This window comes from Tsukamurella spumae (assembly GCF_012396015.1).
GTDB classification, from domain to species: domain Bacteria; phylum Actinomycetota; class Actinomycetes; order Mycobacteriales; family Mycobacteriaceae; genus Tsukamurella; species Tsukamurella spumae.
Window position 1 is genome coordinate 1 of sequence record NZ_JAAXOQ010000001.1, and the last position, 12368, is coordinate 12368.

Genomic DNA, 12368 nt, shown 5'->3' on the forward strand with positions numbered 1-12368 from the left:
GCCCCGCCCTCGGCACCGGATTCAACTGGGAAGACGGCAACGGCATCCAACACGGATGGGCCGGCCGATCACGCCCCTAACCACCCGGACACGCCGAGAGCCATACACACATTTTGGCCTATAACCCGCCCGGTCTTCCCTAGGTCCTGAAAACGAAGAAAACCCCCTGTTACCAGGGGGTTTTCTTTCTGTGCGCGATACTGGGATTGAACCAGTGACCTCTTCCGTGTCAGGGAAGCGCTCTCCCACTGAGCTAATCGCGCCTACATGAAGTGGGGCTCAGCCGCTCCATTGCGGAGTGGCTGAGCGTGTTGGAGGCGGCGACGGGAATCGAACCCGTGTGCACGGCTTTGCAGGCCGTTGCCTCACCACTCGGCCACACCGCCACGGTAAGCCCACTTCGAGCGGATGACGGGATTCGAACCCGCGACCCTCACCTTGGCAAGGTGATGCGCTACCAACTGCGCTACATCCGCATTCGACCGAACCGGCGCTCGAATCGCCTTTCCGGTGCGAGAGAGAACACTACGTGAACATCGCGCGCTCTGCCAAATCGGCAGGTCACCCCATGTTTCGTGCGCAGTCGGTGTGGTTGGAACGCGCCCGAGGCCTCATCGACTTACAGGGTGGAACTGTAATCGCAGGTGGGGCGCCCGATTACCCTTCCGCTCAGCCGTCGTGTTAGTGTTCTCTCTCGTTCGCCTCCCTGGTAACGCGGAGTCGCACGCAGCGTTCGGTCCTATGGCTCAGTGGGAGAGCGTCCCCTTCACACGGGGAAGGTCGCTGGTTCGATCCCAGCTAGGACCACCGAGAAACCGCCTGGTGACAGGCGGTTTTCTTCGTTTCTGGAGCAGTTCGCGCACGATGCGCGCACAATCCTCGGCGCGTAGTCCAGGCCTGTGTTGGCTACGGCTGGCAGACTGAGGGCATGCCGCGATCCACGCGCGGCGTACGCGGCCTCACCGCCGCGTACCGGCTCGTGCGGGCTCCCAACGCCGGTCCGCCTGACCCCCGCCGTGGATGGGGCTGCAGGGGGTGCCGCCGGCAGTTCTAGGAGACTGCCGTGCCTACCCCACCCCCTACGCGTCGCCCAGGCGGCGCCCACCGCATGAGCTGGCGCACGCCCGCGTCGCTCGTCCCGCCCACCATCGCCGGCATCCCCGCGCAGGCGGTCTCGGTCGCCGTCGCCGCTGCGATGCTCGGCGTCAGCGACCGCAGCATCCGACGGACGATCGATTCCGGTGACCTGCCTGCCCGCAAACTGCCGACGGGTGCCCTGAGCATCCGCATCGCCGATCTCGACGCGGTCGGTGTGCCTGTGGGGCCGCGGACCGCGATGAAGGGCGGTGCGCGATGACCAAGCCCAGCTACGCGCAGTTCGCCTCCGGCGTCCCCAACGGTCCTGGCCCCGACGACATCATCGACGTCGAGGTGGTGGACCCCGCGGAGGCGCAGAAGCCGAAGGCCGCGACCGAGCCGAAGCCCGAGCCGGACACGAAGGCCGAGCCGAAGCCCGACGCGGAGCAGAAGCCGGAGCCCAAGCCCGACACCGCCGACAAGCCCGCGGCGTCGAAGGCCTCGGCGGTCAAGGACATCAACCAGGTCACATCGAAGGACTCCGCGTCGACGATCGGCAAGTCCTTCGGCAAGGCCTACCTGGAGGCGGCGAAGAGCCCCATCAAGGGCATCCCGGCGATCGTCAAGGCCGAGTACAAGGCCGGTGCCGCGCTCGGTGACAAGCTCGCGGGGAAGATCGCCGGCGAGGGACTCCTCAAGAGCGCCAGCAAGATCGGCCTCAAGGCGGCCGGTCGCGCGATCCCGGGCCTCGGCACCGCCATCGGGCTCTACGCCGCCTACAACAGCTTCAAGCGCGGCGACGTCGTCGGTGGCGCACTGAACCTGGTGAGCGCGATCCCCGGCCCGATCGGATGGGTGGGTCTCGCGGGCGCGATGGTCTGGGATGCGCTCGACCTGGGCGGGAACAAGATCGGGCTGTGGGACGAGCCCGACGGCAACTCGACCCACATCCTCCCCGGCTCCGCGAAGGACGTCGCCGGGGCGCGCGACCGGCTCGGCCGCGACGTGCCGGAGATGAGCAACACGATCAGGGAACTCCGAGAGAAGGAGATCACCGTCCGCGCGCTCCGCGAGGGGCTGGACAGCAGCACACCCGTCGGCGAGGCGATGCTGAACCTGTTGATCGCCGTCGGCGGGATCGAACTCGCCTACGGGAAGGAGCGCCGCGCCGCGAGCCGCGCCGCCCGCAAGGCCCGCGGCCAGTCGATCGGCCGCCCCAAGGCCTTGTCCGAGGCGAAGGCCGCGCAGCTGGTGCGACTGGTTCACGCCGGCGAACCGGTGGCGATGGCAGCCGAAGTGTTCGGGATCAGCCGCGCCTCCGCGTACCGGATCGTGAAGGACGCCGCGCTCGTGGAGTCGGCGTGAATGTTTAGCCATCCAACGGTGGACGCGGGAGACAACGTCCTCAGGCGATGGCGAGGAGGCGGGGCCTCGCCGCGAATGAGAGACTCGACCTCTATGTCAGAGAACAGCTGACTTCGCTCTCTGGCGTGCTGCATTTCCCTTTGCTCGATACTTACGGCAAAGGACTCTGTAACAGGCCACGCCTTCCGTGTTAGAAGATACCATTGAGTGACCGTCGTGGTGCGACCTTTCGGGTCGGCGATGGCAGAAAGGTCGTTCACGGGCACCTTACGGTTACTGTGCACGAGGCCGCATTGATGGTCGCCGTCGCATTCCAGGTGAACTATTCCCCTATCGCGATCGGCTCGGAAGTGGTCGAGCAATACCTTCCCCGCGGCCTCGGGTGAGCTAGGTAGCTCCGCGGTCTGGTGTCCAGTTTCGGACCCTACGTCGATGAACCACTGAGAACCGGTCGTCACAGTGGTCAGAAACCTCGCCAGCTCAACAGCTCGCTGCTCAGGTGTATCCGACCCATCCTTGACATCGAAACCGATATTCGGGGATTCCCAAAGAATCCTACATCGCTGGTAGCTCACGAGGCGACTCCTTTATCTCTTCCTAAGATGCCCGGGAGAGCAGCCGCCAGAGCTTCCAGTGTGGGCACGGCATCGACTCGAACGGCTGTAGACCACGCCGATTCTCGTGTCGCGCACGGCACCTGTTCGCTAGAGTCAGATCACAAATTCATAGGCGTGAGATGCATCGCGCTACATCGCGGGCGGCCCCTTGACTCTTAGCAGTCGAGGGGCCGCTTTCGGCCGCTCCGGTGGTGATCGCTATCGGTGCCGCCGCACCAAACTATGTCGCATTGGTTTGCGCTTCCAGCGCCGCGACCTGTGCGCGGAGGTCGTCGAGTGTGGGATTGCCGTAGGCGCGGTGTACAGAGTCGGACATTTCGAGGGTGAAGTTGGAAGGTTCTGCGCCGAGCTGTAACAGCCCGTATCCACTGGCCTCGTCAGGCTGCCAGGTCACTCCCGGCGCGAACTGGCTGGCATCGACCACGTCTTCTATCGGGATGCGGTCGAGCCACCCGATAGTCGCCACGTTCCTGGTTGTCGGCCTATGCCCTTCACCCTCGGGGAGGCCGCGTTCCATGCGGAGCCGGGCCGCGATCGCCGTCTGCAGCTTCAGTTCATCGTTCAGGTTTCGGCGTTCCATCGACTTTTGGAGCACTTCTTGAGCCATACTGAACGCGTATGCCCGCGTGAGCGGCCATGTCTGCTCAGCTTTATTCCACCATGATTTGACTATCTCGCCTGCAGATCCGAGGTCTTCCAATGGAATCTTAAGGTCGACTTGCACATGCCCTTTAGGTGAGTACCTGAGCCTTCCTTTTCCGTCGATTTTGAAGAGCATCAATGGGTATCGAAAGCTCTGCTGCAGCTCGAACGCTTGGTTCAGGTAATCCGCAAGTGTGGCGGCAGTCTCGGTGGGGACCTGCTCTTTGATAGTGCGCTCCTTGCCATTGGAGGCGAGTATGTCGAAGTCGACTCGCCACGTTGACGTTGGCGCCAGGAACAACATGTACTGAGCCAGCGCGAGGGCGCGCTCGCCGAGGTTATTGCCGTACCCGTCCATAGTGCCTGACTCGAGGTTCGGGGACGCGCAATAAAAGGTCCACCGCGATTCGTATAGTGCCTCACTCACGCCCGTACCGCCTGTCGATCGATTGCCGCATGCATAGCGTACATCGTATCACCGCTTTCCAAGGTAAGAGGTCCACTGATCGATGGTTAAGACAGTGATTCGTTCTGCGGCACTGCCGAGCGTTGCGAGGGCGGCCTTAATTCCTGCTTGTGTGGCCGCATTGTTTGTCACCCACACGAGGCTGATTGATCTGCCGCCGTTCGGTAGGTCGTCCAATGCAGCCAATTGCCGGTTCGCTTGCTTGACTATTCCGTCGAACAATCCCTCCAGCCATGGCTTGCCGTCGATATCTGCGAGCGTACCGTTCGGACCGGCGAGGGCGGCGTACCCAGTTCCGAGACTGTTCTTGGCATCGACGAGGGTCTTACCGAGGCCAGGAATATTGTTGAAGTAGCCGTCGAATTTCACACCGTTGACGTAGTAGCTGTACAGGTACGACACCAGCGTCACTAGCTGTTGGAAGATGCGGGCTGCCTCCATCGTCGCGGTGTCGGCGGTTCCTTCATTGGTGAAGCGCCATTCGCCGGGGCCTCCGTTGCTGCCCGGTGTCGGTGGCGGCATCGTCGGCTTCGGCTTCGGCCTGGCAGGCTTCCCCGGTTTCGGCGCTTGACCGCCGCCGCCGTTGCTGGCGCTGGGCGCGGAGCCGGTGCCGGGCCGTGGTGTGGTGCTGGGGCGTGGTTGTTGGGGGATGACGGGTAGGCCGGTGTCGGGGTCGATGCGGCCGGGTGTGGGTGGTTTGCCGGGGTCGGGCGGTTCGGTCGGGATCGGGACAATCGGTGGTCGGGGGCCTCCGGGCAGGGGTGTGTTGGGGGCGGGTTGCCCGGGAGTATTGCCGGGCGCGGGCGTGTTGGGGATGGTCGGCGTTGACGGTGCCGGAATGATGCCGGGTTGTCCTGGCGGGGGCGGGACGATGACGGGGGCGTCGGGTTGCGGAGTGGTCGGGGTTGTCGGGCTAGGGCTGGTCGATGGCGGTTTGATCTCTGGTGGTTTGGGCGAGACGCCGGGCGCTGCAGGGGTCGGGGTGGCTGGCGTCGGTGGGGTCTGCCCTGGGCTGCCGCCGCCTGGTGGGATGTATGCGGGGGGAACCGGTGGGATCGTCGCCGGGGAGGGCGGTGTCCCTTCGTTGGGCTTGTCCTGGTCTTTGTCGCCTTCTTTGGGGGGTGCGCTCGGAGCGGGGTTTTCCCGGAACCATCCGTCGACGGTATCGCGGATTCGGTCGCCTTGATCTCCGAGCCAATTCGGTAGCTGGCGCGCAACGAAGTCGTAAGTCTCCTCCCGGTGGGTAGCGGCGTAAAATATACCGACAAGCGCAATGTAGAAAAGGAGGATCGCGAGGATCATCTCGATAATCGCCGCCGCGAGAACGAACGGAAGGACTACCTGCTTCATCTCGGGCTCGTCGGGCTCGTTCGGCGGTAGCGAGTCACCATGACCTGCGCCTCTCCCAACTCCGCCATTACCGGAGGGGGTGTCCTCCGACGAATCTTCTCCGCGGGAACTCTGCCCCGGGTTGGAGCCGGAACCTGACGCAGGTGCCTCGTTCTCGCTGGACCCGAGGGCGGGGGTGTTGCCGGCTGGGGATTGCGGTGAGAAGCTTGGTGTCGTTTCGGTCGGGGCTGCTGGTTCATGCCGAGATGGTGGCGTGGGGTCGATCTGTGTACTTTGGGATTGCGATGCGGCGTAGGCGGTCTGTGTCGGCGCTTTAAAGGGGTCGGCGAGGATCGGGTTGTTGTTGCCCTCCGGTCGGTCGATGGTCTGAACGAGGTCGCTGCCGTCGAGCGCGTAGCGGGTGGGGATCCTCTCCCCAGTGGTTACATCGAATGCCCAGGGGGTGTCGAAGCGTTTGACCTGGTTGCCGTCGCGGTCGAAGACGGAGCTTGACCCGGTTCTCCGGACACCTGATCTGTAGCGTTGTTGCTGCAGGAGAGGAGTCCGTGACTATGCCGAAGCCGAAGCCTGAGGAGTTCCGTCGCCGGGCGGTGAAATTGGCCCGGGAGGAAGGTGCGTCCGTGGCGCAGGTCGCCAAGGACCTGGGTATCTCCGAATCCGGTTTGCGCAGGTGGATGAGCATCGATGATGTCGACGCCGGCAGAAAAGAGGGCCTGAGCACCAGCGAACGGGCCGAGCTGGCCCAGTTGCGCCGCGACAAGAAGCGACTGGAGCAGGAGGTGGAGATCCTCAAACGCGCGAGCGCGTACTTCGCGCGGGAGAACATCCTCCCAAAATGATGTTCTCGCTGGTCCACGAACTGGCCGCAGACGGCATTGCCGTCGCGGTGGCCTGCGAGAGGCTCGAGGTATCGACGTCCGGCTACTACGACTGGCGGGACCGGCCGGCGTCGGCGCGTGATGAAGCCGATGCGCACTTGGCGGACAAGATCCGCGACATCCACGCGCAGTCCCGCAGCTGTTACGGCGCACCGCGAGTGCACGCCGATCTGCGCCTGGCCGGCGGGGAGCGAACGGGCCGCAAACGGGTAGCGCGACTGATGCGGATGCTCGGCGTCGCCGGCATCGGAGGATCACGAAAGGTTAAGCGTCACAGACGTGCAGAGGCCGTCTTCGACGATCTAGTGCAGCGGCAGTTCACAGCCGACGCCCCGGACGAACTCTGGTGCACGGACATCACCGAGCATCCCACCAAGACCGGGAAACTCTACTGCTGCGGCGTCCTGGACAGCTTCTCGCGCCGCTTGGTCGGATTGTCGATAGCCGATCACATGCGCACCGAGCTGGTCGTCGACGCGCTGCAGTACGCGCTGTGGCGCCGCGACCCAGATGGCGAGACAATCGTCCATTCAGATCGTGGAAGTCAGTTCACCTCTTGGGTTTTCGGTGATCGACTGCGTCGGGCGGGGCTGCTCGGATCGATGGGGCGAGTGGCTTCCAGTGTCGACAACACGATGATGGAATCGTTCTGGTCCACGATGCAACGCGAGCTGCTCGACACCCAAGAATGGGACTCGCCTGAGCAGCTCGCCTCGGCGATCTTCGAGTGGGTCGAAGCCTGGTACAACCCCCGCCGGCGGCATTCCAGTATCGGATACCTCGCGCCGATCGAGTTCGAGAACCTCTACTACGAATCCCTGCACGCCACCACACAGGTAGCCTGAACACCACCAACCCAAACTGTCCGGGAAACCGGGTCAAGCTCCAACCGCTCACCCCAGGCGTTGAGGTGGGAGACGGCGAACCCGCAGCCGATCAACAGGGCTAGGCCGACGACCAGTCCGGCAGATTTCCGGGCGAGCGCGCGGAGCTCGTCGTTAGCGGTGGCATCTGTGTTCACGCTGCTCGTCGCAGGTGGTGTCGGCGCAGCCGATGCAGCGCCCGTCTCGGGCGCGGGTCTTGGTTGCTGAACGGGAAGTTGTCGGGTCTCGTCCGCGGACATGGGCCACCCTTTCGATACACTTACGACATCACGGCACGTCAGGTGGACTATCGTCATCCGCCCGAACCTGACCGTAGCGGATACTCATCGCGTCAACGCACTGCAGATTCGATATCGCCCACCATCTCACCGAGCGTAGATCCCTCGCCGTCCCGCGGCTTTAGTGTGACGCTGGCGAACCAAACATGCTGGTGTAGTGCACTTTACGGGCTGTCGCTCGATGCGGGGTCGTCGCGGAGTCTGCAGGAGTGTGCGGTTTCAAGCCGTACGTCGACGTCGCACGTGGGCAGAATGTTCGACAACTGTGATCGATCTGTTATCTACACGCATTGCAAATTCCGTGTCCACTGTGGTGCTATTGGGGCTGTTGTTACAGATGTGACATTGTTGATCGACTTCACCTGGGGAGACCACGACATGCCCACCGCGCCTCGCATCCACCCGTCCCGGCTACCGCGGACGCTGATCGCGCTCTGCGTCGCTGCGGCCGCGGTCACGCTCGCCGCCGGCCCGGCGGTCGCCGCGCCCGCTCCAGCGCCCAAGCCGACACCCGCAGCGGCGGCTGCTTCGCCGGCTGCAGCTACGGTGGCTCCGCCGCCGGCGCCCCTGATGCGCGTGCCCGTTCCCGGGCAGATCCGCACTGGCGAGTTCGCCGACACCAGCCGTGAACTGATCACCCGCGACGGCTGGAAGGTCACCGTCTCCAAGTTCGGCGAGAAGCTCGATTCCGTCCCGCCTTTGAACCGATCGCCGCAAAGCTTCGAAGGATTCAGCTCCGTAGGTGGCGAAGCGAAAATCGAAGCCGCGCACCCCAACGACCCGAAGCTCAAGCCCACCAGTCGAATCAAGTCCGCCACGCTCACCACAGGCGTTCAGGTCGGCTGTGCCGTGACCGCCGATAGTTTGACTGTGGGTGGGTCGCTGTCGAACGCGACCACAGCCTCGATCACCCCGACCGTGACCGCGTCCGGCACCGTCACCGGACAGGGCCAAGGCGGCTCGAGCGGCGGCCAAGGCGGTGGCAGCGTCTCCGGCACCGGAACAGGCTCGTTGTCAGGCACCCTGTCGGACACCGTCACCGAGACCGGCAACATCTCCGGCGTCCTCAAACCCGGTACCACCAAGGACATTCCGTACGCGAAGAAGGCTGTCGTCGGCCCCAACGCCCAGGTCATGTCCCGCGACATCCGCATCGCTGTCGACAACTGCATTGGCGGCGTCCAGATTCGGACATATGCGACAGTTGCGGTCAGTACCGATGCTACCGACGATACCCTCACCACGTTCGGCAAGCCCATCTTCCTGACCCGCCCGGAGCAGAACCGGTAGGGCGCCGATACGTCGCTGAGTATGGCCTCTCAGTTCACGCCCATCCACATCGCGGATCTCACGACCAAGGACTCACCGCGATCCGCGATGCCGGATCGCCACGATTGCGGCGACGACCGGCAACGGCCACGGGCTGCAGCAAGTGGGCCGCATTGCTCGAGAGCGCCTCGCTCGCCCATGCGGCACAGCTAGTGTCAGGCGGTGACCGACGAGGAGCCGATCCAGGGTGGGCGGCGCGCCTACCCGATTGGGTTGAACGTGAACTGGCCCGGCGCCGCGAATACTGGGGCGTGCTTCGTGACGGCGGTGCGATCTCGGCGGCCGAGGAGACCGAAGCGATCCGCCTGAGTCGCAGGGGTTACCCGAGTAGCCCCGCATCCCCGTGTCAGTGCAGCGAAGCCCGCCACCACCACGGTGAGGGGCTTCGTGTGCGGGGCTTGGTTGAGGCGGCGAACCGCTCGACGAGTGCCGCGCGCTGACGCTCCCCGAGGCCGGCGACGCGGCGGTTCTCCGCGATCTCCAGCTCGGTCATGATCTCGGCGGCCTTGACCTTGCCAATCCTAGGCAGTGCCTCGATGAGTGCCTGCACCTTCATCTTCCCGACCGCCGGTTCGTCCGCACGGCGGAGCACGGCGGTGAGAGTGGTCGTACCGGCCTTCAGATCGGCCTTGATCGCGGCACGTGCAGCGCGGACCGCGGCGGCCTTGGCGAGCGCGTCGGCCCGCTGTTCCGGGGTGAGAGTGGGCAGTGCCATGGGGGTTCCTCCTGGTCGTGGCGAAATCGTGCTTCAATCGCGACCGTAGCCGGATGGGCTGACAGGTGACAACGAGGGCGCGCCGCACCGCGGATGCGCTCGCTGTCGCGGCCTACCTGACGTCTGCCGCCACCATGGAGCGGCGCACGTGTCGGTGGTCGTCGCTACCCTCCGCCCATGGACCTGTTCGCCGGCGCCCAGCTCCGCGTCTACGTGCGCGACCTGATCAGCGGTGAGCTCGTCGCCTACCCCGCCGCGGAGTGGCTCGGCGAGTACCCCGTGGGGATCAACTCGGCGATCCAGCTGCAGCAGGGCGAGCCTGGGCGGCACCATCGCGATCACCGGAACGCCCGAGCAGGGGCGGGTCACCGTCAACGACGCCGACCGCATCATCATCCTTGACGAGCAGTGGTGGACTGTCGCGGTCGACGCCGCCGGCAACCCGCTCTCCGAGTCGGCCGGCGATAGGCTCTGACCATGCGGAACAGGGGCGAGCAACGTTAGCCGCCCCAGCCCTGGGTGCGGCGACGTTGTCACAGAGGAGAACCAGTGCCTGCACCCACCCTCAGCCGTGTCCAGCTGTTCGCCCCGCCCGACGAGGCTGAGCAGATCGCCCGGCTCGTCGCCGCGATCATCCAGGCAGAGTCTGTCGTCCGGCCGATGACCCGCCTGGATCAGATCGAGACCCTGCGCTACGACTTCACCACCAACGGCATCGGCCTGGAGGTGATGGCAGACTCGCGCGAGCGTGTCCCGAGCCTGCTGCAGTTCGACACCTCTGACCTCGACCCCACGCTCGAACGGGTTCTCGCAGCTGGATTCTCGGCTCGCACCTGGCCGAGGGAAGGGCAGACCGAGGACGTAGTCGTCGAGGTTGGTGAACTGACCGTCTGCATCACCCGCAGCGGGTAGAGCTAGGGCCTGGGTGCCGGCGTCGCGATGGTGGCGCCGGCACCTCGTGGTGCTCGATCCGGTCGGCAGGCACCTGCATGGTGTGACCGCAGGCGAGGCAGCAGTACGTCCTGTTCCCGGGGATTCCCGGCTCCCACCCGACGAGCACCCGACGAGCACCCGCTTCGGCCCGAACGCTGCGCCGCAGCTCTCGCAGCGCTGCGGTGATGTCTCAGCCCAGGGCATCTGCGAGCCGGTCCCGGTGTGCGGTGAGCTGAGGCATCAGCCACTCGATCGTGCCTTCGGGCGGGCAGCCGTAACCGGTGAGCCACCGCTCGGCCGCAGCCGCGAGGTCCGCGTCGGTGTCCGTTGCGCTCACCGGCACCCGCTGCGCGACGGCATGTTCGAGATCGAGCGGCTCGCCGACGGGAACCCACTGCAGCCACACGGCATCGGTGGTCTCCCACGCTCGTATCCGTCCCGGCGTGGGACAGGGCGGGGCGGCGGAGGGTCTGGGCGCCACCATCGGCGTCGGTGGAGGACCTCCGAGCTCGTGCCGATACTGCTGGAGTCGCTGCCGCCGCCCCGTACGGCGGGAGAGCATCTGCACCTCTACGTCGCGGTACTCGCTCGCAGTCCGACGGTCGACGGCCTCGGCGACCAGCGCCGCGATCTCGATGTCGGTGGTCTCCGCGGTGACGACCAGCGGCAACCAGCGATGGTTCGCCGCTGCCGGCGCAGCTCCGCCACCCTCTACCCAATGCACGTGGTGTGCGCAACTAAATCCGGTTCCGCAGGCATCGCGCTCCGCAGTGACGGTCGCGGTCCAGCTGGCACGCCATGCGGCGGCCTGGTTCGCCACCGCGTCGCGCAATGCCTGCTCACGTGCAGTCGATGCTGCGTGAATCGTCTCCTCGATCTCGTCGTCGGTCGAGGTGGCGGTGACACTCAGTGAGGTGGTGCGGGGCACGAGCGAGCCGTCGGGGAGCCAGTGCTGCCAGTGCTCGGTGAGAGTTCGGGTCTCGGTCACCGCTTGTCCTCCACGTCCTGGGGCCAGATGGCTCCGTGCTCATCCGCGGCATACCACGCCGCCGCGGTATAGCTGCCGGACTGCGTGTAGACGGTGCCGCGTCCGCGTAATGCGCTGCCAGAGAGGCGAACCTGTCCACCTGCTACGCCCCAGAGACGCAGCGCCGCGGTGAGGATCTTCGGCCCCTCCCGGCACCAGTCTTCGATCGGGTAGGTGGTCTCGATCGGCTCGGGCCCGCTGCGTTCGACCAGCACGACGCGGTCGGACTTCTCCGCGAGCGCTGCGGGGTGCAGCTCGAAGTAGCCAAGGACCTCATCGATGGCCTCGACGAGCTGGTCGAGGGAGCCGGACACCTGCAAGCGCACGGCGTAGGCATCGTCAGGTGCACCGCGGCGCAGAAGGGACAACACGTCCTCGTGTACCCGCATCATCTCGGCGTCGACCGCATCGAGGAGCTGTCGTCGGCGGCGGTAACCCTCGGACTCAGCCACGATCGGCCTCCATGTCAGTGACGCGCTTCGCCTCCGTGACCGCGGCCTCCACGGCGGTGGTGATCCGAGGCATCCGCTCCGCAATCACCGGCGCGGTGAGCGCACCCCGCTCCCGCGTCGGAATCAGGGCGACCAGGAGGGCCTCGACCGCATCGAGCTGCGCTGTGGTCTGCTCGGCGCGCGCGAGGGAGTGACGGGCCCACGCTGCGTCCACCGGATCCTCGCGGTCCTCGGCGTCGGTAAGCATCTGGCGGAGCTGGGTGATCAGGTCGGTGTCGGAGTCCATGCCGGCAGTATCTCTTGAGCGGCTGACGAGTTCCCCGATGTTCTTGAGCGGCTGCAGGTTCCGATGCAT

13 protein-coding genes and 4 tRNA genes are annotated in these 12368 nt (G+C 65.4%); 8 read left to right on the forward strand and 9 right to left on the reverse strand.

Going from position 1 to position 12368, the window contains the following annotated elements; translation table 11 throughout:
• Positions 1-191: 191 nt before the first annotated feature.
• The 3 genes from HF999_RS00005 to HF999_RS00015 form a co-directional block, all read right to left on the reverse strand.
• Positions 192-263: transfer RNA gene (locus tag HF999_RS00005), tRNA-Val, on the reverse strand.
• Positions 264-312: 49 nt separating this feature from the next.
• Positions 313-386 (reverse strand) — tRNA-Cys (locus HF999_RS00010).
• A 17-nt stretch (positions 387-403) separates the two neighbouring features.
• Positions 404-476: transfer RNA gene (locus HF999_RS00015), tRNA-Gly, on the reverse strand.
• Between the two features lie 259 nt (positions 477-735).
• Between HF999_RS00015 and HF999_RS00020 the strand changes: the two genes are divergently transcribed.
• The 3 genes from HF999_RS00020 (at position 736) to HF999_RS22255 (ending at position 2442) form a co-directional block, all read left to right on the forward strand.
• Positions 736-807: transfer RNA gene (locus HF999_RS00020), tRNA-Val, on the forward strand.
• A gap of 301 nt (positions 808-1108) precedes the next feature.
• The gene (locus HF999_RS00025; RefSeq protein ID WP_168543901.1) at positions 1109-1357 is read left to right on the forward strand and encodes a helix-turn-helix domain-containing protein; all 249 of its coding nucleotides are present in this window, start codon (positions 1109-1111) and stop codon (positions 1355-1357) included.
• Positions 1354-2442, forward strand: coding sequence for a recombinase family protein (locus HF999_RS22255; protein WP_246206997.1), 1089 nt, complete (start codon positions 1354-1356; stop codon positions 2440-2442). The genes HF999_RS00025 and HF999_RS22255 overlap by 4 nt, the downstream gene beginning before the upstream one ends.
• 837 nt (positions 2443-3279) lie before the next feature.
• On the opposite strand, the gene HF999_RS00035 is transcribed toward HF999_RS22255, so the two are convergent.
• Together HF999_RS00035 and HF999_RS00040 are read right to left on the reverse strand one after the other, a co-directional pair.
• Positions 3280-4059 (reverse strand): hypothetical protein, encoded by a 780-nt coding sequence (locus tag HF999_RS00035; protein ID WP_168543902.1) that lies wholly within the window; start codon positions 4057-4059, stop codon positions 3280-3282.
• Positions 4060-4176: 117 nt separating this feature from the next.
• Complete coding sequence (locus tag HF999_RS00040) at positions 4177-5517, reverse strand: hypothetical protein (RefSeq protein WP_168543903.1); 1341 nt, start codon at positions 5515-5517, stop codon at positions 4177-4179.
• Between the two features lie 551 nt (positions 5518-6068).
• Between HF999_RS00040 and HF999_RS00045 the strand changes: the two genes are divergently transcribed.
• The 3 genes from HF999_RS00045 (at position 6069) to HF999_RS00055 (ending at position 8847) form a co-directional block, all read left to right on the forward strand.
• Positions 6069-6356, forward strand: a complete 288-nt coding sequence (locus tag HF999_RS00045) for a transposase (protein ID WP_168543904.1) — start codon at positions 6069-6071, stop codon at positions 6354-6356.
• Positions 6353-7240 carry an IS3 family transposase gene (locus tag HF999_RS00050; RefSeq protein ID WP_168543905.1) on the forward strand — a complete coding sequence of 296 codons (888 nt, stop codon included), beginning with the start codon at positions 6353-6355 and terminating at the stop codon, positions 7238-7240. Before HF999_RS00045 ends, HF999_RS00050 begins: the two co-directional genes overlap by 4 nt.
• A gap of 656 nt (positions 7241-7896) precedes the next feature.
• Positions 7897-8847 carry an MspA family porin gene (locus HF999_RS00055; RefSeq protein WP_168543906.1) on the forward strand — a complete coding sequence of 317 codons (951 nt, stop codon included), beginning with the start codon at positions 7897-7899 and terminating at the stop codon, positions 8845-8847.
• A gap of 385 nt (positions 8848-9232) precedes the next feature.
• Here the strand turns inward: HF999_RS00055 and mihF are convergent, their stop codons facing one another.
• Complete coding sequence (mihF, locus tag HF999_RS00060) at positions 9233-9601, reverse strand: integration host factor, actinobacterial type (RefSeq protein ID WP_168543907.1); 369 nt, start codon at positions 9599-9601, stop codon at positions 9233-9235.
• A 177-nt stretch (positions 9602-9778) separates the two neighbouring features.
• Between mihF and HF999_RS00065 the strand changes: the two genes are divergently transcribed.
• Positions 9779-10003 carry a hypothetical protein gene (locus tag HF999_RS00065; protein ID WP_168543908.1) on the forward strand — a complete coding sequence of 75 codons (225 nt, stop codon included), beginning with the start codon at positions 9779-9781 and terminating at the stop codon, positions 10001-10003.
• 147 nt (positions 10004-10150) lie between these two features.
• The gene (locus HF999_RS00070; protein ID WP_168543909.1) at positions 10151-10513 is read left to right on the forward strand and encodes a hypothetical protein; all 363 of its coding nucleotides are present in this window, start codon (positions 10151-10153) and stop codon (positions 10511-10513) included.
• 211 nt (positions 10514-10724) lie between these two features.
• Here HF999_RS00070 and HF999_RS00075 read toward each other — a convergent pair whose 3' ends face one another.
• From HF999_RS00075 to HF999_RS00085, 3 genes are read right to left on the reverse strand one after another with little or no spacing between them, the layout of a single operon-like run.
• Entirely contained in the window at positions 10725-11522 is a 798-nt protein-coding gene (locus tag HF999_RS00075; RefSeq protein ID WP_168543910.1) for a hypothetical protein, read from the reverse strand.
• Positions 11519-12013, reverse strand: a complete 495-nt coding sequence (locus HF999_RS00080) for a hypothetical protein (protein WP_168543911.1) — start codon at positions 12011-12013, stop codon at positions 11519-11521. Before HF999_RS00080 ends, HF999_RS00075 begins: the two co-directional genes overlap by 4 nt.
• Positions 12006-12368: a hypothetical protein gene (locus HF999_RS00085; protein WP_168543912.1), complete on the reverse strand. Its 363-nt coding sequence runs from the start codon at positions 12366-12368 to the stop codon at positions 12006-12008. Before HF999_RS00085 ends, HF999_RS00080 begins: the two co-directional genes overlap by 8 nt.